Raw genomic sequence first — 22,564 nt, 5'->3', positions numbered from 1 at the left:
CCTTAGTAAATTAATTTATCTTTTTATTATCTGCACATGCTAATTGGAGTATGTCAGGACGTTTGATAATTTGCGCAGAAATGTTTTGCTTCTGAAGTGTGTCGACAAGCTTTTTTAATTGCATGTTGATTAAATCCTTCATCATACTTCTTCCCTGCCGAATCCCCTTTTAAGAAGATCCATTTGCTTCAGATAACTGTCAGTCGCCTCTGCAACGGTTAAATCCTTCACATACATTTGAACAATATTATGGAAGGTAACGGCTGTCATAACTCTTACCATGTGATGCAATTCACTTTCATCCTTTAGGTTCAGGTTGCTTTTGTTAATCGATTGGGAGATATTTAAGAAAAGACTTTTTTGCTTTTCTTCGTATACATTATTAGCTAATGTGTTCTCCAATTTATAGTTCATATTCAAAAAGGCGTTTTTAAAAAAGTTTTCATGATTTTGTTCTTTATGATTTGTCACCATAAATTGAAAGGACTTAATAAAGGTTGCGAATAAATCTCCGTCATTTTCCTCTAATATGGAAAGGAATCGCTTCGTATTTTTCTTGGAGATTTCACTTAATAAATAAAAATACAAATCCTCTTTGTCATCGAAATACTGATAAAAACTTCCTCTCGGAATACCTGCGCTTTTAATAATATTGGCAATAGATGCCTCATGTAGCGGAACTCTTGAAAATTCTTCTTTTGCAGCATGAATCAACGTATCTTGCTTATCTGCTGCTAAATGGAAAAATGTTTGTTTTGGCATAAGACAACTCCTACTTCCTATACATGACACAGTGTCACATCTGATAACAAAATTTATTATATGTGACAGCGTGTCATCTTGTCAATATATTAAGATGACATCATGTCACTTTTTTCGGAAAAAATCTTAAACAGATACAAGTTAGCATTTTCCTATTATTTCAAATCGATTATAGGTCTAAAAGATTACACAGTGGCACAAAAGCCCTGCAAGAGAAAAACAAAAAAAACCAGAACAAGACTCTTTCTAAAAAGGTCTTGTTCTGGCTATCTTTGAATGAGCCTGTTATTTGTTTCCTTTTTGTCTGTCTATTTCCTGCTTAAGACGACCTTCCGGTGCGAAGTCCTTTTCCCAGTTCGGCGGCTTAATGATTTTTCCGTCTTCTTCTCTAAATCTTGGTTTACCGTCTTCAAACAGCTTGCCCATATTTGCTTCTTGAACAATCTTAAACAGATTAAATGGCTCTACGCCTGCAATGACAAAGCTTCCCTGGTTAAAATACTCCACATCTGTCAATGCGTCCATTTGTGCAACAAGCACATCATCGACAGGCTTTTTCTCTGTCGTAATTTTAGCAGCGGCTTTATGAAGGCCAGCAAGAAATGCTTGAAACAGCTCCTGAAATTTTTCTTCTTTTCCGTCAGCTGTTGCATAAAGAAATTCTACAAGCTCTTCTCCTGTCCATACAGCTCTGTTTACAGCTGTTTTTTCTTCAATCGGTGCAGGTGTTTCTCCGACTTGATGTCCGAATGCTTGGTGAAAATCTTTCACCATATTATACATAATATTAAGGTCTTTATTTTGTTCGTTTCCCATAATGACTCCCTTTAAAAAAATTCTTCCATGAGTATTTTACCATTAATGCTACCAATATGGGACTTCCATTCTGTTTTTTTTGTAATCCTTGTAAGAGAATATGCGATTTCCTTTTATATAACAACGTTTTGGCCACCGCGGCCTGAACCAACAAAGCAATGTGAAAAAACATTAATTTACTAGTATTTAAACCCCTGTTATAATACTAGAGGAAAGAGGTGTTGAATCAGTGGATATATTCAGTGTTAAAGAATTGTCAGAGGTTGTACGTCATGTAGAAGTCGAAGGTCAAGGGGGTATTTTTACAGAAGAAACTGGAAAACTGCCAAAGGATTATCCAAAAGAATTTCTGAGTAGAATTGTCAACTATATATCCGATCAAGTGTTGATTAATAAGATTGATGCTTTAACCGAGGATGAAGCACTTCATATGTTTGTTAAATCCGTTTATATTGTACGAATCAAACATTTGGAAAGCCCTAATAATTTCGAGGAAAATGCACTTATAGAAAAAGTTTTTGAAGATTATATAATGGAACCTTCCGCGCTTAATTAACCTGCGCTCTTTAGATAAATGTTTTCAGGCTGTTGAGGGCATACCCAACGGCCTGAACTCTCCATATATTAAGTCCTTATCGAGTCCGTTTGTTGCGATTTAGATTACTTACGATTATTTCCACCGTATTTTTCTTTGCAAGTAAATTCTCATATTTTCTTTGAGACATTAAGTTATATTTCCAATCCGCTTGCCATTTTTTTGTTTTCAACTCATAAGTATTCACAGGTTTCCACACCTTTCCAATCATTCTAACAAAGTTTTACCCGCCTACATCATTCTGTAAACATCTTTTTTTATTTCAAAATAATAAATATTCGCTGTCTCTTTTTCAGCTGTTGGAGTACAATAATAAACAGTGAAAATAGGAATGGAGCAGTTAAATGGAAATTAGACAATTAATGTACTTTGTTGAAGTAGTAAAGCAGAAAAGCATGACGAAAGCATCTGAAAAACTGCATGTTTCCCAGCCTGCCCTTAGTAAAGGTGTCAAAAGTTTGGAAGAAGAAATCGGCATCACGCTAATTAATCGATCAAATAAAACACATGAACTAACAGATGCTGGCCAGATCGTTTACGATTACGCGCAAAAGATAATGGCTCAAATGGATGAGATGGCAACTACCCTCCACGATATGACTAATCTTGCTCGCGGGAACATTAACATCGGTATTCCGCCAATGATCGGCAGCCTCTTTTTCCCTAAAGTTATATCTGCATTTCACAAGGCGTATCCGAATATTCAAATCAATATTAAAGAGTATGGAGCGGCTAAAGTAGTCAAGAGTGTCGAAGAAGGAGAAATTGAAATTGGTATTGCCGTATTGCCAATAATGGATGAGTCTTCGTTCCACGTCTTCCACCTTGTGAGTGAAGAAATTAAATTAATTGTCCACAAACAGCATCCTCTTTCCAATCGAAAAAAAGTCCATATGAAAGAACTTATAGATGAAGAGTTTATTTTTTACAGTGAGGATTTCGCCTTATATGAAATGATGAAACGTGGATTCATCAACGCAGGATTTGAGCCGAACATCATCTTTAAAAGCTCACAATGGGACTTCATGATTGAAATTGTTGCTGCGAATTTAGGGATTTCCATGCTTCCAGAATCGATTTGCAACCGCACAACAAACAATCAAGTAAGATTTATTGATTTAGAACCAGTAACTAATTGGCAGCTTGCTGTCATAACAAAAAAAGACCGTTATTTATCTGTCGCCGGGAGAAGATTTATTGATTTTATTCTTCAGCAATAAATGATCATCTCCCCTGCTCCTCCCCCATTTACGCATCACCTTCTGCACGCACCCATTATAACTATTGGTTATTATAATTATAATAATTATGTATTTTACGAATAGCAACATTCAGCGTATGATAACTTATATAGTTAATCTAAGGTTTAAGGGCGAGCATTTATTCCATTGATTGACAGGGAAGGTGATCGTATTGAAATTTCTAATCATTATCGGGCAAATTGCTTTTATACATCTTTTTCTTTTTCTTGGAATGGGAGTAAAAATGGTTGTGTCAGTTCCGCTGCCAGCATCCATGATTGGTCTCATTTTTTTATTTATAGGTTTACAGCTTAAGTGGATTAAACTGAAGTGGGTAGAAACTGGTGCAGCCTGGCTGCTGGCTGAACTGCTGCTGTTTTTCATTCCATCTGCTGTTGGTATCGTCAACTATGAAGAAATCCTTAATATGAAAGGAATTGAAACGGTTCTTCTCATTGCTGTCAGCACCTTTATCGTGATGGGAGCAACCGGATTTACAGCAGAAAAAATCTATAATAGAAAGAGAAGTTTAAATAAATGAACATTATAATGTTTACTGTATTAACGTATATATTTTACAGAGTGACAAAATGGAGTTATAAAAAATGGAAAAATCCATTGCTACATCCGCTCCTGCTGTCACCACTGCTTTTAATTCTGTTTATCAGCTGTCTCCATATTCCAGCAGGAAGCTATTTAGAATCATCGCGGTTGTTGACACACCTGCTCGGCCCTGCAACAATCGCCTTTGCGGTGCCGATATATAAACATAAGCATCTGTTGAAAAAATATTTCGGTGTTATGCTAATAAGTGTCACAACCGGTACAGTAGTAGCTATCACGTCATCTTTTTTTCTATCACAATTAATTAATTTGCGAGCAGATTTCATTATAAGCATATTGCCGCGATCCATCACAACGCCAATCGCAATTGAAGTATCGCAGGAAATTGGCGGACTTCCGACATTAACAACCGTGTTTGTCATCATTACTGGAATCATCGGCGGGATAATTGGACCATATGCAATAAAACTTTTATCCTTGAAATCGCCTATTGCTAAAGGATTAGCTTTAGGAATGGGTGCACACGGTGTCGGAACAACAAAAGCGATGGAATTTGGCGAACAGGAAGCAACCTTTTCGACCTTGGCAATGATATTAGCTGCTTGGATTACGGTGATTTGGGGCAGTTCGCTCATTCCTTTGTTAATGAATATTACAAGCTAAAAAAAAACTAAAATCCAAAGGATTTTAGTTTTTATTTTGAGTAAATGCTATTATTATTGACGACTTGCAACTCTCTAGTCGTTTTTTCCATATCACTGCCGCATATTGGGCATTTTGGTGTTTCAGTGCTTTTAAAATTGTCCCGAATCCAGCATTTGCATGTTTCAGATACACAATCCCAAACTACAACTTCTTCTTTTACAATTTCCTCGTTATTCTTTCGGCCAAATCCCATTGCCAAATGAAACACCTCCATGAAGCTTTGTTTGATTAGAGCCCACTATCAAAAAAAAAGAGCCCGTAAAACATAAAAAATCACTTGCAAACGTAAGAAATCTACAGACTAGACCTTAAAAACAAGTGACCAAACATATCTATCTTTCTTTTAACCTATCTTCCTATTATAACATACATATATAAAAAGTCAAATAATTAAAATTCCATCTTATCATATTCCATTTCAATTGAAAAGCATTAGCTATCCTGTAAGCAATATGATATTATTTTCGAGTATGCAATAAATTCACCCATACTTTGAAATACTATGCAGTGATAGATATAGGAGGTCATCAATAATGAATATAACAGAGTATACAGTGGAAAAGATCGAAGATCCAACTGGCATTTTATCAGGAGAACGATATGAATTCTTTTTAACTCTGGAAGAGGATGAGGAGGACGAGCTGTTTGAGGACGGCACCATTCAATTAAAGATATTGTTCTTCGTTGAGGAGTCAGAAATGAAAGTGTTAAATTATGACTTTTATAACAGCAGCCAAGACAAGTACTTGGATTTTGCTTTAGAAGAGGACGAGCTTCAAGAAGTATTTAATTTTTGCAGCAGTCATTACAAAGAGGCTTAAATTACATAAAAAGAGCAGGAGACATGTCTCCTGCTCTTTTTATTATACTTCGACCGACTTGCCATCTTCCACAATATGATGCATTAAATGCGCAAGATAGTGGATTGGACCAAAAGCGTCCTCTGCTTCTTCCTCTTCATCCTCATCAATTTGCAAATCATTTAAATGAAGTGCTATAAATTGGTAGAAGTCCTTTAATTCAAAGGAAAAACAAGCAGATGGTGTTTCACTTTCTTCCAGATATTGAAGAACTAAATACGATTCTTTTCCACTTTCATCAACTGCATCAAAATAGATGAAGTAGCCGATATTCGTATCCAACTCAAACAGCTGTCTAGTTCCACCGCTAGTTACTCGGTTAAAATCTTCTTCACTCAATTTTTGGACTGTAATGTTTTCCATTCCATCTTCTTTATGAAATTCAACAGTAAATTCTTTCATTATGTAGCACCTCTTTCTTTATCAGCCTTTATTGTAACAGACTTTGTCCAATTAACAAAAATATTGCTTCTAAAAAATTATGCTAAAAAGAACCCTGTCATTAGCAGGGTTCTTTATCATCAGCATATTAAAGTTTCGTTACGTTAACAGCTTGCGGGCCACGTGCGCCTTCTTCTATATCGAAGTTAACTTCTTGGCCTTCATCCAAAGTTTTGAATCCGTCTGTTTGAATAGCAGAAAAATGAACAAATACGTCATCTCCACCTTCTACTTCAATAAATCCAAAACCTTTTTCTGAGTTAAACCATTTTACTTTACCTGTTGCCATTTTATTGCCTCCTAGATTTAAATAACCAGGATATACATTTATATCCTTCATTTGTTTATATTAACCAATTGGAAGAGAAATTAAACATAAAAGAGAAATATTTTTATTAATCTCTATTTCTGTTTCTGTTTCTGCTTCTTCTTTCTCCGCCGCCGCTGCCGCCGCCACGGTTACGGTCATATCCACGTCCGCCTCTGTCATTACGACGACGTCCGCCAGAACGGTCACCTTTCGGCTTCTTAGAACGAAGCGGTTCAACTGCAGTCAATTTAACTGGCGTTGCATCTGGCTCTTTTGTAAGAAGCTTCAATGCACTTGCAAGCAATGTCACAGAATCAGTTTCTTCCAATAATGTTTCAGCAAGACGCTTATATTCTGCAAATTGATTTTCTTCAACTGTTTTTTGGATTTTGTTAATTGTTGCCTGTTGGTTTCCAGCCAATACATCTGTAGTAGAAGGTATCGGGTTTTTCACCATTTTTTTCTTCGTAACATTTTCAATGATGCGAAGATGATCCAATTCTCTTGGAGATACAAATGTTACAGCATAACCTTTTTTACCTGCACGGCCAGTACGTCCGATACGGTGTACATAGCTTTCAGGGTCTTGCGGAATATCAAAGTTGTAAACATGTGTCACACCGCTGATATCCAATCCGCGGGCAGCTACATCTGTCGCTACCATGATGTCAATTGTTTGTTCCTTAAAGCGACGGATTACTTGATCCCTTTTGCCTTGCGGAATATCACCATGAATTCCTTCTGCAGAATATCCACGCTTGATTAAGCCTTCAACCACTTCATCAACACGTTTTTTTGTTCTACCGAATACAATTGCAAGTTCTGGTGATTGGATGTCAAGAAGACTGCACAACACATCAAACTTTTGGCGCTCTTGTAATTCGATAAAGTTTTGCTCAATATTTGTAACCGTCATTTCTTTTGCTTTAATTTTAACAAGCTCTGGTTCAACCATGAAGCGTTCTGCTAATGATTGAATTCTTTTTGGCATTGTTGCAGAGAAAAGCAATGTTTGACGTGTTTTTGGTGTTTCACTTAGAATTCTTTCGATATCTTCAATGAAGCCCATGTTTAACATTTCATCTGCTTCGTCCAAGACGATCATTTTTGTATCTTGCAGACGAATTGTTTTACGTTCGATATGATCGATTAGACGACCAGGAGTCGCTGCAATAATTTCTGGTTTTTTCTTCAATCCGCGAATTTGGCGGTTAATGTCTTGCCCACCGTAAATTGGTAATGTACGGATGCCTTTCACTGCACCGATACGGTTAAGTTCTTCTGCAACCTGTACAGCCAACTCCCTAGTAGGTGCGATTACAAGACCTTGAACTGGTTTACCCACTTCAATTTTTTCTAAAAGAGGCACACCGAACGCTGTAGTTTTACCAGTACCTGTTTGTGCTTGTCCAATCATATCCTTGCCAGCAAGACCGATTGGAATCGCCTGTGCCTGGATTGGTGTTGGCTCTTCAAAGCCCATATTGGATAATGCTTTTTCTAAACTGCTGCTTAAATTAAAATCTGAAAAAGTGGTCAATACTTTTTCCTCCTTCATTATTGCTCATTGCATTTAATACTTATAAAGAATGGACGTTATCTGTTATGATTGTCCATTTTGGATACCCTAGCCTATTTTACCCAAATTAGTAGGCATTTAAATAATCTTATCTTGAAAAATATTGGAGCAAGAGCGTTTTATAAATAATAATAAATATATACTCTCCACTTCCATTCACTTTTTTTCATGTTCTAAAACATTCTGGAAAAAAATATTAGGGGATTTAAATTCCTGATGAAAATGATTGGGTTTATGGAGAATGGCGAAGCACTTTTTGTACTACACTAAAAAAAGGTGATGCATTAAGGAAAGGCATCACCTTTAATCTAAAAATTATTAAGCTTTAGTAACGTTAGCTGCTTGAGGTCCACGGTTACCTTCAACGATTTCGAAAGTTACGTCTTGACCTTCTTCTAAAGTTTTGAAACCTTCTGATTGGATAGCGGAGAAGTGAACAAATACGTCTTGTCCTTCAGTAGACTCGATGAAACCGAAACCTTTTTCTGCATTAAACCATTTTACTTTACCTGTGTTCATTGTAAAACCTCCAAAATTGTGTTACACCTTTAAGAACTTATATAAATCTTTAGGAATCAGTGAAGCATCGCTACCTTTTCGGACATAAGCTATATTTGCAACTATGACCATCTATCCTTAAAAAACATATACCGAACTTACAAGCGTTAAATACATCATATATTCAATAGTGACTTTTGTCAAACATATTTTTTTCTTAATTAAATTCCTTCAGCAGAATCCACTGTGTGCTTCAGCAGCATACTTATTGTAACAGGACCTACTCCGCCTGGTACTGGAGTTATTGCAGATGCGTTTTCCAGGCATGCCTCATAATCGACATCACCGATATTGCCTTTATTATAGCCTGCGTCTAATATTACCGCGCCTGGCTTAATCCAGTCTCCTTGGATGAAGTTCGGCTTGCCGACTGCTGCCACTACGATATCAGCCTGTTTTACGTGGTCTGCTAAATTTGTTGTGCGGGAATGGCATGTAGTTACTGTTGCATCTTCATTTAACAGCAATGCAGATACCGGTTTACCTAAAATCGGGCTTCTGCCGACAACAACAGCATGTTTTCCGCTCGCTTTAATACCGTAATGCTCCATTATCTTCATAATGGCTGCAGGTGTACAAGATGGGAATTTGCCAAATCCAAGAGCCGTTTGCCCATAACCGAAGCTTGTTACCCCATCAACATCTTTTTCGATTGCAATCGTTTCAAATGCCTTTCTTTCGTCAATATGACCAGGAACAGGATGCTGCAGCAAAATTCCATGGACATTATTGTCGTCATTTAAGGCTTGTATCGTTTCAAGTAATTGTTCTGTTGTTGTCTCTTTATCAAGATGGATTCTTTTACTGTCTATTCCTAGCTTTGCACACGCATTTCCTTTCATGCGCACATATGTCTCGGAAGATGGATCGTCTCCAACAAGAATTGTCGCCAGACAAGGTGTTACGCCTTTTGTCTTTAACGCTTCAATTCGGCCTTTCAGTTCTTCCTTAACAGCATTCGCTACCACGTTTCCATCCAGTATTACTTTTTCAGACATGTATATCCCTCCAGGTATTGTGTTAGAAAGGTTAATTTACCTTTTGCCCAGACGACCGGCTATACACTTTTCACAGCTCCCATATGGTTCATTCCATTATTGTCGTCAGTCACTGCGAAACGAATCGTTTTTACTACGTAATCATAACATAGCTTTAATTTCATGAAAACATGTTTCGACAATAAAAAAGGCATCTCCGCATATTTGGGAGATGCCTGCTGTTTCGTGCTTGTGATAGATCTTTACTCATTTATTATTCGAAAATAATTAGACCTATGTAAAAACCGCACTTCTTGGCATATACTTAAGGGTCATGCACCGTGAAACGTGCCATACCTAAAACAATGAAAGCCCTGCCTCTCTTTCATCCTTACGGCTCCGAGGCCGTGCCAGTGTGAATTAGTTCTATGAATTAGAACGGTGGCAAAAATAACATTAACTAGAATAATTTTTTGGAAGGGTTAATCCGCATTTAGGAGATTATTTTAATGTGATTTTTGGAGAAGATTGTTAAAGTGGTGTTTGTTCTATATATCAACTGTTCCTTGTTGTCTTGCTTCTACATAACTTTACACAAGTTCTTTATGATCAATTCCGTTCTTACCTCAAATACATACAAGCAATATCATATCCTATTATTTACAGTTTGTCAATTCTATTTAAACCAAAAGATTAGTCACGGGATTGCCCGTGACTTAATTTTTTTACATTATATGATCCAATAGCTCTTCTGACTGTAAATCAGCTGGCACTGTAGCATGGAGGATTTCCTTTTCAAGCTGTTTTTTATAAAACAGCTGTTCTGCTTGATCCCATCCATAGTAGCTCGCCATATATGCCAATACCTCTTCCTTATATTGAACTGCTTCTTTGATGCCAAACAGCAGCAAGCCTGTTCTGCGCAGGAGCACATCGACTGGAGTCATCGCAAGCTCGTGTTCCAATGCATAATGCACTTTTGCCCATAAAAGCACAGGCATATTATTTTCAGCAGATGCTTTCTGTTCTTTAACAATGCGGTAAACAACCGGAGCATTGCTTCCATACATTCTCGCAACAGCTTCTGCATCTTCCTTCGTCAAGCCAGCATCCATTCCATCTGGAACAATACCGGCAACATAGCTGTCAAACTTGCTCGATCCCCCCACTTTCCCGCCAGATATTGGCAAATGCTTTGTCTGACATTCTGAAAAGCTTTTATTTGCTTTTGCAAATTTCCCACTGACTAAATTGACAACTGTTTCCGCCATTTTACGGTAGCCAGTCAGCTTTCCGCCAGCAATTGTCACAAGTCCAGACTCCGATTCCCAAATCTCGTCTTTTCTTGAGATTTCAGACGGATCCTTACCGTCTTCTAAAATCAACGGTCTAACTCCAGCCCAGCTTGATTCCACATCATCCTCTGTCACATTGACAGAAGGAAACATATATTTAATTGCATTTAAGATATATGTTCTGTCCTCCACTGTCATAGCTGGGTTAACAGGGTCTTCTTTATAGAAAGTATCTGTTGTTCCTACATAAGCTTTCCCATCTCTCGGAATGGCAAAAACCATTCTGCCGTCTGGTGTATCAAAATAAATGGCTTGCTTTAAAGGAAAAACCGATTGGTCGATAACAAGATGGACTCCTTTTGTAAGCTGCAATGTTTTCCCTTTTCTGCTGCCATCTTTTTCCCGAATGCTGTCAACCCAAGGACCGGCAGCATTAACGATAACTTCTGCGAAAACAGAATACTTCTCGCCAGTTAAAACATCTGTTACTGCTACTCCATTGATTTTCCCTTCTGTATCGTAAAGGAGATTTTCTACCTTTGTATAGTTTAATGCTGCCGCCCCTTTGTCTATCGCTTCCTTCATTACTTCTATTGTTAATCTGCTGTCATCTGTTCTGTATTCCACATAATAACCGCCGCCTTTTAATCCATCCTGTTTAACTAGCGGTTCATATGCCAAGGTTTGTTCTTTCGAAAACATTTTCCGTCTTTCCTTTTTTTTCACTCCTGCAAGAAAATCATACACCCTTAATCCAATGCTTGTCGTAAACTTGCCGAAAGTGCCGCCTGTATGAAAAGGCAACAGCATCCATTCTGGTGTTGTAACATGAGGTCCATTTTCGTAAACAACAGCCCTTTCCTTTCCGACCTCTGCTACCATTTTTACTTCAAACTGTTTCAAATATCGGAGTCCGCCATGAACAAGCTTTGTAGACCGGCTAGATGTGCCTGCCGAGAAGTCCTGCATTTCAACTAAAGCAGTTTTCATGCCTCTTGTAGAAGCATCCAGGGCAATACCAGCACCAGTAATTCCCCCTCCGATTACAAGCACGTCAAATTTGTTTTCTTTAAGTTGTTTTTTCAGTAAGTTGCGGTTTGTTTTCATTTTGGAAGTCCTCCTAAGGAATAATGTCCAACAAAAAAGAGACCACAAAGCATCATTACCATTATTTGATAACGACTTTGTGGTCTCTCCTGATCTCCGGACATTTTATTAACTTGTTTTTAGTATAACATACTTTTTTATATATTCACAGTATTTTGAATTAAATGATGTAATTTTAGTTTTTGAATGCCATTGTAGCGTTGACTGCTTTTTTCCAGCCAGCATATAGCTCTTCTCGCTTTTCTTCCTCCATGGCAGGATCGAACGATTTTTCTAACTTCCATTGTTCAGCGATTTCAGCTTGGTCCTTCCAGAAGCCGACAGCCAATCCCGCTAAATAGGCCGCACCAAGAGCGGTTGTTTCATTGATGACAGGTCTTTGAACAGGTACATTTAAGATATCTCCTTGGAATTGCATCAAGAAATTGTTCTTAACTGCTCCTCCATCTGCTCGTAATGTTTTTACGCTAATGTTCGAATCCGCTTCCATTGCAGATAAAACATCTCTCGTCTGATATGCAAGTGATTCAAGTGTAGCTCTGACGAAATGCTCTTTTGTTGTTCCTCTTGTTACTCCGAACATAGCTCCCCGCACATCACTGTCCCAATACGGAGTTCCAAGCCCAACAAATGCTGGCACTAAGTAGACACCATCTGTTGACTCCACTTTTGTCGCATATGCTTCACTGTCTTTTGCATCCTTCAGCATTCTTAAGCCGTCACGAAGCCATTGAATAGCAGATCCTGCTACAAAGATACTACCTTCTAGGGCATACTCCACTTTTCCATTCAATCCCCATGCAATTGTTGTCAGCAAACCATGATTGGAACGGACAGCTTTTTCTCCTGTGTTCATCAACATGAAACAGCCTGTTCCATACGTATTTTTTGCCATACCTTCCTCAAAGCATGCCTGACCAAATAATGCTGCCTGCTGGTCGCCAGCCACACCAGCAATTGGAATATTCTTTCCGAAGAAATGATAGTCTACTGTATGAGCATAAACTTCAGATGACGGCTTTACTTCTGGAAGCATTGACTTTGGAACAGTTAAAATTTCAAGCAGTTCCTCATCCCATTTAAGGTCATAAATATTAAACATTAATGTGCGAGATGCATTCGTATAGTCTGTTACATGCGCCTTTCCGCCAGACAGCTTCCAAATAAGCCAAGTGTCAATCGTCCCGAACAGCAATTGACCGTTTTCCGCTTTCTCTCTTGTACCTTCGACATTATCTAGAATCCACTTAACTTTTGTGCCTGCGAAATACGCGTCAATTAACAAACCCGTTTTATCTCTGAACAATTGGTTGTATCCTTGTGCTTTCAATTCTTCACATATTCCGTTCGTTTGTCTCGATTGCCACACAATCGCATTATAGACAGGCACACCAGTCTCTTTATCCCATACTACTGCTGTTTCCCGTTGGTTCGTAATACCGATGCCTTCAATTTGATCTGCCTTAATATCTGATTCTGATAAAACTGTTGCGATTACAGAGAGAATCGAACCCCAAATTTCACTAGCATTATGTTCCACCCAGCCTGGCTTAGGAAAAATTTGTGTAAACTCCTTTTGTGCTGTATGAACGATTTCCCCTTTTTTGTTAAAAATAATCGCTCTTGAACTTGTTGTCCCTTGATCTAAAGATAAAATATATTTCTCCACAAAAATACCCCCTAATTAGTTAAAAAATTAATCTAGTATGTGAAAACTAGTATTATGCTGCTTTTTTCATTTTAATAGAATTGTTGCTTTTTGTGCCAAAAAATGCAAGCACTAACACCACTATACTTACGATGATAACTAGCCAAAAATAAGTAGATACTGTTCCTTTATAGAAATATTGATAAAATACAGAAGCTAATCCGCCTCCAAGAATTGGACCTACTACAGGAATCCATGCGTACTTCCAGTTTGAATCTCCCTTGCCTGCTATCGGAAGCAATGCATGAGCGATACGGGGCCCTAGATCTCTTGCCGGGTTAATGGCATAACCAGTTGTTCCGCCAAGAGACATACCGATTACAACAATTAATAGTCCAACTGCGATTGGGTTTAAACCTTCTGCAAACGAATTAGCTCCAATGTAAAGCAAGCCTAAAACTAACATGAATGTCCCAATTAATTCTCCAAGCAAGTTAGAAAATGTGTGCGGGATTGCCGGGCCTGTAGAAAATACAGCTAATTTCGCGCCTGGATCGTCTGTTGCCTTCCAGTGAGGTAAATAATGTAAGTATACGATGACTGCTCCGATAAATGCTCCAAGCATTTGAGCTATGATATATTCAGGCACTAGGCTCCATGCAAAATCACCATTAAGAGCAAGTGCTATTGTTACGGCAGGATTTAAATGGGCACCGCTGATACTGCCGACAGCAAAAGCACCCATCGCAACAGCTAATCCCCAGGCAACCGTTATCACAATCCACCCGCTATTATTAGAAAACGTTTTCTTTAAGTTGCTGCCCGCAACTACTCCTCCCCCAAAAACGATTAAGATCATTGTACCAATAATTTCACCTAAAAATGCAGACATTCAAAATCTCCCCCTATACACCGAATGAAAAACAAAGTTAAAAAACAGCAAAAAAGGAGAGCACAACAGAAAAATATCACATCAAAATGTGAAAATCTGTGTGCATCTCCTTATCTCCGACACGTTTTATTAACTTGTAGGTTCATCATAACCTACTATGAAAACGCTGTCAACACATTTACAATATTTTCTCTAGAAAAATAGTAAGAACCTATTTATCCCATAATGTCCGTCTGGAAGTAGTTATGCCAGCTGCTCCAGCTTTAATCGCATTATTGACATCCGCTTCCGACCGTATTAGTCCGCCTGCTAATATCGGAACATCCAGCCGTTGTTTAATTTCTTCAATCATCCATGGCATCGTCCCTGGGAGAAGTTCAATATAATCAGGTCTTGTCCTTTGAACCAGTTTAATGCTTTTTTCAATGGCGTGGCTATCAAGAAGGAAGACTCGCTGTATGGCAATTACATTCTTTTGCTTAGCTTTTAGAATGACAGATGATTTTGTCGAAATCAGTCCATACGGCTTAAATTCCTGGCAAATAAATTCTGTAGCAAAGTCATCGCTCTTTAACCCTTGGATTAAATCCACATGATAAATCATTTTCTTGCCTGCACTTCTTGCCAGCTTGCTGATATTTTTCAATTGAGAAATATGTATTTCCAAGAAGACTCCTACTTCATAATCGCTTTCCAAAAAGGCTTCGAATTCCTTTAAATTTGATGATGCAGGTATTATTTTTTGGTCCATCTTTTACCCTCTAGTCATTTATTTTTTCTCTCTTCATAATAGCGGAAAACAAGGATGCATACTAGCAAAAATGCAAACCCAACTGCAAAGCCGCCAACAACATCTGTCGGGTAATGAACACCTAAATAAATCCTGCTTATGCCAATCATCAGAATGACCAAGCATGCAATAATAATCGTTGCTGCTTTTTTTCCTGCTGTCTTCCAGATATGCAAGAATACATATGCGGCACTTCCATAAAAAATTAAGGAACCCATGCTATGTCCACTCGGAAAACTGTAACCATGCTCTGTAATCAGCGGCAAAATATCCGGCCGCTCCCGTTTGAATATCCATTTCAAAAACTTATTAAGCAAGCCTCCAAGAGCCGGTGCACAAATCAGAAAAGCGGCAAGAGAAAATTTCCTGTAAAGGCATAAAAGCACTGTGCCAACCACGACTGCCACCGCGATAAACTTAATTGAGCCTAAATCGGTCAATATCACTGTCCATTCGGTTGTAGCATCACTTTCAAAAGACTGAATGTAATCAATAATAACTTGATCAAATGCGATTATTTCCGCTCCCTGTATTCTCGAGGCAACAAAAATAAACATGACGATAAACAATACGACTATGGTTAATATGGTAGTTACATATTTTAATGTCATTTGCTCTGTTTTATTCAATAATTCTCACCTTTCTTATAATGGATTGCCCATTTACATAGAACTGTAGACATAATTACCTAAAAAGGAAAATTTGTCAAACAAAAGCATGCAAAGGGGCAATCCCCCCTTGCATTATGCTTCTTTCGCGACTTTTTTTCTTGTTTTTGTTTTTGTCTTTACCTTTTTTTCTTCTGCTGCTGGCTGTTCCGGTTTAGTGTTGTCTATTGATGCTTGCAATGCTGCCATTAGGTCCATGACATTGGAAGTTTGCACCTTTTCTTTACTTGTAACAATTTCTTGGCCAGTTTTCTTGGCTTCAATCAATTCAAGGAGGGCTGTACGGTACTCATCCGTATACTTTGTCGGATCAAAAGCTGTTGTAAGCTGATCAATTAGCAGGATCGCTGTTTCCAGCTCTTTTTTGGCGATAGTTGCTTCTGCAGGGACATTAGGGACATCTTCAGCTTTCCTGACTTCATCAGGAAAATGAATAGTTTCCATTACTAGTGTATTTTCATACACCCTAATGACTGCAAGCTGCTCCTTCGAGCGAATGATTATTTTGGCGATACCGACCTTGCCTGATTCTATTAATGCCTCACGGAGTAGTCCGTAAGCTTTGTTACCTCCATCACCAGAAGACATATAATAACATTTATCATAATAAATAGGATCTATCTCTTCCATCTTAACAAAGTCGATAATTTCTACTGCCTTATCTTCATTTTCTTTTTGGAGCTTTTCCAAATCCTCTTTATCAAGAACAACATATTTACCTTTTGCATATTCATATGCTTTTACAATATCCTCAGGTGCCACTTCCTGTTCACATGCAGAGCATTTTTTTTCATATTTAATCGGCGCATGACATGTTTTATGCAATGTCCGCAGCTTTATATCTTTATCCTCTGTTGATGTGTGCAGTTTTATCGGGATGTTAACTAATCCGAAGCTGATGCTTCCTTTCCACATTGTGTGCATACCATCTATTCTCCAATCCTAAATATTTCTTAGTTAATGTGTTTCTTATTAATAAGTTGGCTATTCCGCATGTCTTTCATGCAATGAAATCTTGGAAATGAATGAATTAGTCTCACTAGCGTACACTATTTCGTAAATAAACATTGTTAGGAGTACTGGTTTTATGAAATATACTGCTTCCTTTACAATAACAGAGTACCGCAAAGCTGATATGCTCTTTTCAGTAGGTGTTTCTGACAATGGAAACATCAAAAATGTCGGACAATTCAGTGAAGGATTAACAGCAAAAGAGTTAACCGCCTTATCAGGCATCTTAGAAAAGAATAAACAGTCTGAAGAAAAAGGCGTAATGACAGTCACACCTGGAATTTGTGTAGATTTAGAATTTACTTCCTTTGCCAATGGGCAAATTGAAAATCCAGTATTTCTCCAATTTGTTTTTGAAAAGTCTTGGCAGGAATGCACCTATGAAAAATTACTACAACAAATTGGCATAGAGCAACAAATTACCCACCCAGATAAGCCATTATTTCCGGGTAATGAGTTGCGCAAAATCGACTTTATTGAATATTTAACAGAAGTGAAAGATGTAATGCTTCCATTTTTACATAACCGCTTGCTAACTGTTATTCGTTTCCCGCATGGATTGTTTGGCGATTCCTTTTACCAGAAGCAATGTCCAGAGTATGCGCCTCCCTTTGTCCAGACAAGCTGGAAGGAGGATATTAATTACATTGTTTGCAATAATGAGCAGACACTTATGTGGCTTGGCAACCAGCTTGCATTTGAGTTCCATATTCCATTTGAAACGATTCTGTCAGATAGCATGCCGTCTGAAATTGTGTTTGATCTCGACCCGCCATCAAGAGATCATTTTTCACTTGCCATTAAAGCGGCCCAAATATTAAAGACCATTCTGGACGGCCTAAAATTAATCGCCTTTATAAAGATATCTGGCAATAAAGGTATCCAAGTTTATATCCCGCTTCCAGAAAAAACGTACACATATGAAGAGGCGAGAGTCTTTACTGAATTTATCGCTAATTATATGGTAACTATGGAACCAAAGTTATTTACGATTGAGCGCTTGAAAAAAAATCGCCATAACCGCCTGTATATTGATTATATCCAGCATAGTGAAGGAAAAACGATTGTTGCTCCGTATTCTATAAGAGGAAATGAAGGCGGATATGTTGCCTGCCCAATTCATTGGGAAGAGCTGACAGACAGCTTGACACCGCAGTCATACTCAATGAAATCCGTACAAAAGCGGATAAAAAACAACATAAACCCGTTTGCAGATTATTTTGAGGCGAAAAAAAAGCAGTCCTTAAAAGCTGTACTGCAGTTCATTCAGTCAAATAACTCATGAAATGAAACGGCATACAAAGAAAAGAGAACCAGCGAGTTCTCCTTTTTTTGTTTATATAAAGATTTTACATAAGCGTTTCATTAAATGGATAAATCATTTCCTTTGTAATTCCTAAATTCTCAAAAAAATGCTGCTCAATAAAGTAACTTATTTCTCTCAATTCAGAAGAAGTCGGAAAAGATGAAATATTGATTTTGGGTATATGCTCAATACATGTATTTACAGGATTTAATTCACCGGCCGATATAAGTAAATCAAACTCCTCATACATATACAGCAGATTTAAACTGGAAGGGTCCAAGCTGGATATTTTTAGCTTACTGTCAAAATGATAGGCTAATATTTCACGAATATAATCTTTTTCACTGTATGTTCTACACACAACAGCTACTTGGATTTTGTGATGGTTCCATCTCCTTATTACAGCTGCTTGTACTAAGGAGAAAATCTCAAGTGTATCAAGCTTTTTAAATAGGAGTGAGTATGGAGTCAGGCATTCCTCAGCAAGCTTTTCTATTGCTTGAAAAAGCTCGTTCTCTTCAAAAAAATCTAAGTATTGCAGAGCAGAATTTTTCACTGTTTCTGTCTCAAATTCCGTTTCAACAGATATTCGCTTTAGTGACTGATACAAGTGGAACAAGAAAATATCATCCTGTGAAATCGGAAAACCAATAAACCGATCAAGCTTTGCCAAATATTGAGCCATTGGATAGCCTCTTTCCGTTTTCATCGAGCTATGAATATATTTTAGATGCTTTGTTCGGTTAAGTGGCCTTTCCTCGCTCATTATAAATATGGAAAAATAAAGGATTTCCTGGAGCTGAACCTCTCTGCGCGGACATTTGACCATATATGGCGACAGCAGTTTAGTTAATTCGAAGTATTTGCTTCCAGCATGTGTATTCAACACTTTATCAGGATAAGAAATATAATGACCCATTGAAGCCCGATGATTGGCTATAAACAGAATAATAGTCAGTCTGTGCAGCGCCCCGGTTCTGTATGACATGGAAAAGTTGGAAAACAGCCTGACTAAATGCTCTTGGAACTTAACGGCATCAAGCCCTTCCTTCACAATATTTGTTTCAAAGGACATGAAGTCCAAATATTGCATAATGAAACGACGAATCTTCTTCTCGTCCCCGACCAAACGGAAGGGACTCGCAGTCAGCATTACTTCTGCCTGTTCGACAACTTCCTGCAGCTTTTCAAGATGCCTATAAGCGGTTGATCTGCTGATATGGACTTCCTGACATATTTGCGAAACATCAACTCCATCATTTAATAAAATGATCTTCAATGTGTGCAAATACGTGTTTTTTTCTCTGATTTGTCCCAATAGATTTTCCAGCGTTCCATTCTCCGGCTTGATAAGCCTTACTCCAAATGTTTCATTCTTTTCAAAAACCCAATCCTGCGGCAGGATACTTTCCAAAAACTCTAAATCACGCCAAATGGTCGTTTTTGAAAAACCTGTTTTATCCGAAAGAACCGCGAGGCTGTTCCACTTATCTTCACTAAGCAGCTGAAAAATTAAGTCAGAATAACGTTTATAAAATCGATTCATCCACATCACCTTTATGCCAAAGATATATTCTATTTTGTTTAATTTAATGAAATTAATGCAGAATAGACCAGTTTTTGAATGTAGTTACTAAGATTTTTTATTAAACGCCTTATCAAAGATTGACCCATCTGTACTTAATTGCTTTGACAACAGCCCTAGTCCGGCTTTTTGTCCTAGACTTTTTTAATATACTGCTAATATGGTTTTTAACCGTCTTATCACTGATTTGAAGATCGTCCGCTATATCAAAATTGCTTTTTCCCTTTGCGAGAAGCTGAAGAACAGTAAGCTCTCGTTTTGAAAAGATATGAAGACCAGCCGAATTATTATCATTCCGCTGTGTTATATGACGGTATTGCTGCAGCACCTTGCTTGTAATAAACGGGTCCATATAGTTTTTCTCAGCTAGCAGACTTCTAACTGCCTCCTTCAGCCAAATCTCTATTTTCTCCATTTTGACAAACCCCATTACACCAATTCTTAATGAGGCATTAAAGTCTTTTTCCTCATCTTCCTGAAACAGCATAATAATCTTCGCTGCTGGATCTTCATCCAATAGCTCTTTCGCTGCTTCTATGCCATCAACATTAGGCATTAAGCTTGAAATAATAAAGACATCCGGGTTATGAGCCTTCTTAATTGGCAGAGCAAATCTGCCATCTTGTCCTTCTGCAATAATTTGAAAGGACTGGTCTTCTCTCAGCATTTGTCGCATTTTCTCTCTGGCACGCGGATTATTGTCTAAAAGTGCTATTGTAGCCATCAATTATTGACTCCCCTTTGAAATACTTGTTGCTTATTTCCAAACACAGCCAAAAATTCGTAACCAAATCCCAACTTTTTGAACAATAAGCAAATGTTGAAAAAGCTAGAAATTTTGATGAAAGAGGGTGCTTATTGATTAAAAAATAAGGAATTGAATGTGAATGAAATTAATAACAATCTACATTTTACAATGAGGATTAAGTTAGCTTCATCCCAATAATGAAATGCAGCTTTTCATTATCTATCATTAATTCTTTAATACTTGTTTTTATCTTATAAAAATTGAAAAATTTCTGTTAAAGCAATACATTCTTAGATTTTTATATATTAAAAATAAATCCCGGCAAAGAATTATCTCAAATGTAAAACGATTCGTTCCGTTTGAGAGCATCAACTTATGCCATTTACATGCTATTCTTGCATAGAAGACTTGTTAACCTTTCTTATGAAGGAGGAATCATGCTTTGAATAACCATATTCAGGATTTAACATGCAAATTATTGAAACATTGCCGCAGGACATTAGGACACTCCATGCGCGTTGCTGACGAACTGCATCAGTTTAGTGCTTTTATTGGTATGGGTTCATCTGCGAAGATTTTTTATATGGGGGCTTTACATGACATAGGGAAGCTGAAAATCGACCCTTCCTTGCTTAACAAGAAGGAAAAGCTGACTGAAATGGAAATGCGGGAGCTTAAGCGTCACACTCTGTATGGTAGACAGCTGTTGGAGGACAGACAAATCTTTTCCGATGAATTTTTAAATACTATTTTATATCATCATGAGAATATAGATGGGAGCGGTTATTACGGATTAAAAGGCAAAGAAATACCTCTTTTTGCGAGGATGATTCGCATCATTGACACATATGATGCTATGGCTTACGGACGAGTCTATCAAGATCCGTTATGTGAAGACCAGGTAAAACTAAAAATGGAAAAGCTTATAAGAACTGTATTTGATGATATGCTTCTTTACTCTTATTTTAGTTATCTGGAAACAAAAAAGCTTCGCTTGCTCAAGGGCGCATTGCAACACTCCTAATAAAGCGTTGCATGAGACTCGCAACGCTTTAAAAAAACTAATTTTCCATTCTGCACTCCAGGGGATCTGCTGTTACGAATGCTTCAATTATAGGATGTCTTAATGTATGATTCTCAATCCATTCTAGAAAACTGACCTTCACTGTAAGCAGCGGCTTTAACCAAACCATATTGCCTTTGTTTGTCATACTCGCAAAAGGGCAGTTGCCAGTTTCAATGGTTTTAAGAATTTTTGTGAGTTCTGCCCAATCCTTATTTGTTAATTTGCCATTGCCGACACTGCCGATATAAACCAAATGATCTGTTTGATCATAAAGACCAAGATGCAGGGAATTGGCTACACCATTTTTATATGTTACTCCGCCTATAACAGCAATCAAGTCATGTTGTTTTTTTCTTTTCAGCCAGCGCTTATCCTTGCCTCCAATGGAGTAGCTGCTTGTCAAATCCTTAAAAACTACCCCTTCTAAATCATTGCTAAGGCAGGCTTGCAGCAGCCCCTCCTTGTCGTGAAAGCTTTCGACAAGCTGCACATGCTCATTCGGTATAAAGTACTTCTTTAAAAGCTCCTGCCTTTCTGCAAGACTATGACCTGTCAGCAACTCGCCATCTAGCTGTATTATGTCAAATACCATATAGGTTATTGGCACTTGTTCTAGCATTCCTCCATTAACGCCGACACTTTTTAGCCGATCCCGTCTCATTACTTCGTAAAAAGATGGCTTCCCTTCCTTTAAAGCAATCAATTCTCCGTCCAAAATAAAAGAAGCTGCTGAAAAGTAAGCAGTTGTATCGATCAGTTCTGGATACTGTTTAGTCCGCTCATTTAATTTACGATTAAAGAGCTTTGTTTCACCAAATTCATGGTATGTTAGTATTCTTGTGCCATCCCATTTCACTTGGGCGATCCAGTTATCACCTGTAGGTATAGTTTCCGTTACGATTGGTTCGAAAGGGACAATTGGTTTCATTGTTTCAGTCCTTTTTTCTTTAAGATTCCTCAAATCGCCTGTTTTTATGCTTTGGCGAACCAAGAAATCACCAGGACTAATTAAAGTATGAATATGTAAGTAAATGAACTAG

General features: G+C 37.8%; 25 protein-coding genes and 1 riboswitch. Of the genes, 7 read left to right on the top strand and 18 right to left on the bottom strand.

Annotation, left to right across the window (positions count from 1 at the left end):
• Positions 1–10 precede the first annotated feature (10 nt).
• The 3 genes from LXM54_RS27860 to LXM54_RS02580 form a co-directional block, all read right to left on the bottom strand.
• Positions 11–145, bottom strand: coding sequence for a hypothetical protein (locus LXM54_RS27860; protein WP_267913270.1), 135 nt, complete (start codon positions 143–145; stop codon positions 11–13).
• On the bottom strand, positions 142–762 hold the full coding sequence (locus LXM54_RS02585) for a TetR/AcrR family transcriptional regulator (protein ID WP_233313533.1): 621 nt from the start codon (positions 760–762) through the stop codon (positions 142–144). Before LXM54_RS02585 ends, LXM54_RS27860 begins: the two co-directional genes overlap by 4 nt.
• 285 nt (positions 763–1,047) lie before the next feature.
• A complete protein-coding gene (locus LXM54_RS02580) occupies positions 1,048–1,578 on the bottom strand; it encodes an HAD family hydrolase (RefSeq protein ID WP_233313532.1) in 531 nt (176 codons plus the stop codon).
• A gap of 229 nt (positions 1,579–1,807) precedes the next feature.
• Here LXM54_RS02580 and LXM54_RS02575 point away from each other — a divergent pair, with 229 nt between their 5' ends.
• The 4 genes from LXM54_RS02575 to LXM54_RS02560 all read left to right on the top strand — a co-directional run bounded on the left by LXM54_RS02575 (position 1,808) and on the right by LXM54_RS02560 (position 4,641).
• On the top strand, positions 1,808–2,134 hold the full coding sequence (locus LXM54_RS02575) for a hypothetical protein (protein ID WP_233313531.1): 327 nt from the start codon (positions 1,808–1,810) through the stop codon (positions 2,132–2,134).
• A gap of 383 nt (positions 2,135–2,517) precedes the next feature.
• Positions 2,518–3,393: a LysR family transcriptional regulator gene (locus tag LXM54_RS02570; RefSeq protein ID WP_233313530.1), complete on the top strand. Its 876-nt coding sequence runs from the start codon at positions 2,518–2,520 to the stop codon at positions 3,391–3,393.
• 184 nt (positions 3,394–3,577) lie between these two features.
• Positions 3,578–3,955, top strand: a complete 378-nt coding sequence (locus LXM54_RS02565) for a CidA/LrgA family protein (RefSeq protein ID WP_233313529.1) — start codon at positions 3,578–3,580, stop codon at positions 3,953–3,955.
• On the top strand, positions 3,952–4,641 hold the full coding sequence (locus LXM54_RS02560; protein ID WP_233313528.1) for an LrgB family protein: 690 nt from the start codon (positions 3,952–3,954) through the stop codon (positions 4,639–4,641). Before LXM54_RS02565 ends, LXM54_RS02560 begins: the two co-directional genes overlap by 4 nt.
• A 31-nt stretch (positions 4,642–4,672) precedes the next feature.
• Here the strand turns inward: LXM54_RS02560 and LXM54_RS02555 are convergent, their stop codons facing one another.
• Positions 4,673–4,876: a cold-inducible protein YdjO-related protein gene (locus LXM54_RS02555; protein WP_233314732.1), complete on the bottom strand. Its 204-nt coding sequence runs from the start codon at positions 4,874–4,876 to the stop codon at positions 4,673–4,675.
• Positions 4,877–5,216: 340 nt separating this feature from the next.
• On the opposite strand from LXM54_RS02555, the gene LXM54_RS02550 reads away from it, so the two are divergent.
• The gene (locus LXM54_RS02550) at positions 5,217–5,504 is read left to right on the top strand and encodes a DUF6509 family protein (protein WP_233313527.1); all 288 of its coding nucleotides are present in this window, start codon (positions 5,217–5,219) and stop codon (positions 5,502–5,504) included.
• A 42-nt stretch (positions 5,505–5,546) separates the two neighbouring features.
• On the opposite strand, the gene LXM54_RS02545 is transcribed toward LXM54_RS02550, so the two are convergent.
• The 11 genes from LXM54_RS02545 to ku form a co-directional block, all read right to left on the bottom strand.
• Positions 5,547–5,945, bottom strand: coding sequence for a cytosolic protein (locus tag LXM54_RS02545; RefSeq protein ID WP_233313526.1), 399 nt, complete (start codon positions 5,943–5,945; stop codon positions 5,547–5,549).
• A gap of 127 nt (positions 5,946–6,072) precedes the next feature.
• Entirely contained in the window at positions 6,073–6,273 is a 201-nt protein-coding gene (locus tag LXM54_RS02540) for a cold-shock protein (RefSeq protein ID WP_233313525.1), read from the bottom strand.
• A 106-nt stretch (positions 6,274–6,379) separates the two neighbouring features.
• Positions 6,380–7,834: a DEAD/DEAH box helicase gene (locus LXM54_RS02535; protein ID WP_233313524.1), complete on the bottom strand. Its 1,455-nt coding sequence runs from the start codon at positions 7,832–7,834 to the stop codon at positions 6,380–6,382.
• A 357-nt stretch (positions 7,835–8,191) separates the two neighbouring features.
• Positions 8,192–8,392, bottom strand: a complete 201-nt coding sequence (locus LXM54_RS02530) for a cold-shock protein (RefSeq protein ID WP_233313523.1) — start codon at positions 8,390–8,392, stop codon at positions 8,192–8,194.
• Between the two features lie 200 nt (positions 8,393–8,592).
• Positions 8,593–9,429, bottom strand: a complete 837-nt coding sequence (locus LXM54_RS02525; protein WP_233313522.1) for a bifunctional 5,10-methylenetetrahydrofolate dehydrogenase/5,10-methenyltetrahydrofolate cyclohydrolase — start codon at positions 9,427–9,429, stop codon at positions 8,593–8,595.
• Positions 9,430–9,467: 38 nt separating this feature from the next.
• Positions 9,468–9,552, bottom strand: a riboswitch (ZMP/ZTP riboswitch).
• 581 nt (positions 9,553–10,133) lie between these two features.
• On the bottom strand, positions 10,134–11,810 hold the full coding sequence (locus LXM54_RS02520; protein ID WP_233313521.1) for a glycerol-3-phosphate dehydrogenase/oxidase: 1,677 nt from the start codon (positions 11,808–11,810) through the stop codon (positions 10,134–10,136).
• Positions 11,811–11,985: 175 nt separating this feature from the next.
• On the bottom strand, positions 11,986–13,479 hold the full coding sequence (glpK, locus tag LXM54_RS02515) for a glycerol kinase GlpK (protein ID WP_233313520.1): 1,494 nt from the start codon (positions 13,477–13,479) through the stop codon (positions 11,986–11,988).
• A 52-nt stretch (positions 13,480–13,531) separates the two neighbouring features.
• Positions 13,532–14,350, bottom strand: a complete 819-nt coding sequence (locus LXM54_RS02510) for an MIP/aquaporin family protein (protein WP_233313519.1) — start codon at positions 14,348–14,350, stop codon at positions 13,532–13,534.
• A gap of 211 nt (positions 14,351–14,561) precedes the next feature.
• A complete protein-coding gene (locus LXM54_RS02505) occupies positions 14,562–15,101 on the bottom strand; it encodes a glycerol-3-phosphate responsive antiterminator (RefSeq protein WP_233313518.1) in 540 nt (179 codons plus the stop codon).
• A gap of 14 nt (positions 15,102–15,115) precedes the next feature.
• A complete protein-coding gene (locus LXM54_RS02500; RefSeq protein WP_233313517.1) occupies positions 15,116–15,769 on the bottom strand; it encodes a phosphatase PAP2 family protein in 654 nt (217 codons plus the stop codon).
• 114 nt (positions 15,770–15,883) lie between these two features.
• On the bottom strand, positions 15,884–16,732 hold the full coding sequence (gene ku, locus LXM54_RS02495) for a non-homologous end joining protein Ku (protein ID WP_233313516.1): 849 nt from the start codon (positions 16,730–16,732) through the stop codon (positions 15,884–15,886).
• A gap of 163 nt (positions 16,733–16,895) precedes the next feature.
• On the opposite strand from ku, the gene ligD reads away from it, so the two are divergent.
• A complete protein-coding gene (gene ligD / locus LXM54_RS02490; protein WP_233313515.1) occupies positions 16,896–18,104 on the top strand; it encodes a DNA ligase D in 1,209 nt (402 codons plus the stop codon).
• 64 nt (positions 18,105–18,168) lie between these two features.
• On the opposite strand, the gene LXM54_RS02485 is transcribed toward ligD, so the two are convergent.
• Entirely contained in the window at positions 18,169–19,671 is a 1,503-nt protein-coding gene (locus tag LXM54_RS02485) for a helix-turn-helix domain-containing protein (protein WP_233313514.1), read from the bottom strand.
• Positions 19,672–19,783: 112 nt separating this feature from the next.
• A complete protein-coding gene (locus tag LXM54_RS02480) occupies positions 19,784–20,434 on the bottom strand; it encodes a LuxR C-terminal-related transcriptional regulator (protein ID WP_233313513.1) in 651 nt (216 codons plus the stop codon).
• Between the two features lie 466 nt (positions 20,435–20,900).
• Here LXM54_RS02480 and LXM54_RS02475 point away from each other — a divergent pair, with 466 nt between their 5' ends.
• Positions 20,901–21,482, top strand: a complete 582-nt coding sequence (locus tag LXM54_RS02475) for an HD-GYP domain-containing protein (RefSeq protein ID WP_233313512.1) — start codon at positions 20,901–20,903, stop codon at positions 21,480–21,482.
• A 37-nt stretch (positions 21,483–21,519) separates the two neighbouring features.
• Here LXM54_RS02475 and LXM54_RS02470 read toward each other — a convergent pair whose 3' ends face one another.
• A complete protein-coding gene (locus LXM54_RS02470; protein ID WP_233313511.1) occupies positions 21,520–22,452 on the bottom strand; it encodes an ATP-dependent DNA ligase in 933 nt (310 codons plus the stop codon).
• Positions 22,453–22,564 lie beyond the last annotated feature (112 nt).

Origin of the sequence: Bacillus sp. Au-Bac7, from assembly GCF_021341655.1 — a bacterium.
GTDB lineage: Bacteria > Bacillota > Bacilli > Bacillales > Cytobacillaceae > Niallia.
The sequence above is the reverse complement of the archived record's forward strand: the minus strand, read 5'-3'. Positions and strand labels throughout refer to the sequence as shown.

Bases quoted from the DNA above. Each gene is read 5' to 3' on its own strand.
- LXM54_RS27860 (WP_267913270.1), bottom strand. From the start codon at position 145: ATGATGAAGGATTTAATCAACATGCAATTAAAAAAGCTTGTCGACACA.
- LXM54_RS02585 (WP_233313533.1), bottom strand. From the start codon at position 762: ATGCCAAAACAAACATTTTTCCATTTAGCAGCAGATAAGCAAGATACG.
- LXM54_RS02580 (WP_233313532.1), bottom strand. From the start codon at position 1,578: ATGGGAAACGAACAAAATAAAGACCTTAATATTATGTATAATATGGTG.
- LXM54_RS02570 (WP_233313530.1), top strand. From the start codon at position 2,518: ATGGAAATTAGACAATTAATGTACTTTGTTGAAGTAGTAAAGCAGAAA.
- LXM54_RS02560 (WP_233313528.1), top strand. From the start codon at position 3,952: ATGAACATTATAATGTTTACTGTATTAACGTATATATTTTACAGAGTG.
- LXM54_RS02555 (WP_233314732.1), bottom strand. From the start codon at position 4,876: ATGGGATTTGGCCGAAAGAATAACGAGGAAATTGTAAAAGAAGAAGTT.
- LXM54_RS02550 (WP_233313527.1), top strand. From the start codon at position 5,217: ATGAATATAACAGAGTATACAGTGGAAAAGATCGAAGATCCAACTGGC.
- LXM54_RS02545 (WP_233313526.1), bottom strand. From the start codon at position 5,945: ATGAAAGAATTTACTGTTGAATTTCATAAAGAAGATGGAATGGAAAAC.
- LXM54_RS02540 (WP_233313525.1), bottom strand. From the start codon at position 6,273: ATGGCAACAGGTAAAGTAAAATGGTTTAACTCAGAAAAAGGTTTTGGA.
- LXM54_RS02530 (WP_233313523.1), bottom strand. From the start codon at position 8,392: ATGAACACAGGTAAAGTAAAATGGTTTAATGCAGAAAAAGGTTTCGGT.
- LXM54_RS02525 (WP_233313522.1), bottom strand. From the start codon at position 9,429: ATGTCTGAAAAAGTAATACTGGATGGAAACGTGGTAGCGAATGCTGTT.
- LXM54_RS02520 (WP_233313521.1), bottom strand. From the start codon at position 11,810: ATGAAAACAAACCGCAACTTACTGAAAAAACAACTTAAAGAAAACAAA.
- LXM54_RS02510 (WP_233313519.1), bottom strand. From the start codon at position 14,350: ATGTCTGCATTTTTAGGTGAAATTATTGGTACAATGATCTTAATCGTT.
- LXM54_RS02505 (WP_233313518.1), bottom strand. From the start codon at position 15,101: ATGGACCAAAAAATAATACCTGCATCATCAAATTTAAAGGAATTCGAA.
- ku (WP_233313516.1), bottom strand. From the start codon at position 16,732: ATGCACACAATGTGGAAAGGAAGCATCAGCTTCGGATTAGTTAACATC.
- ligD (WP_233313515.1), top strand. From the start codon at position 16,896: ATGAAATATACTGCTTCCTTTACAATAACAGAGTACCGCAAAGCTGAT.
- LXM54_RS02485 (WP_233313514.1), bottom strand. From the start codon at position 19,671: ATGAATCGATTTTATAAACGTTATTCTGACTTAATTTTTCAGCTGCTT.
- LXM54_RS02480 (WP_233313513.1), bottom strand. From the start codon at position 20,434: ATGGCTACAATAGCACTTTTAGACAATAATCCGCGTGCCAGAGAGAAA.
- LXM54_RS02470 (WP_233313511.1), bottom strand. From the start codon at position 22,452: ATGAAACCAATTGTCCCTTTCGAACCAATCGTAACGGAAACTATACCT.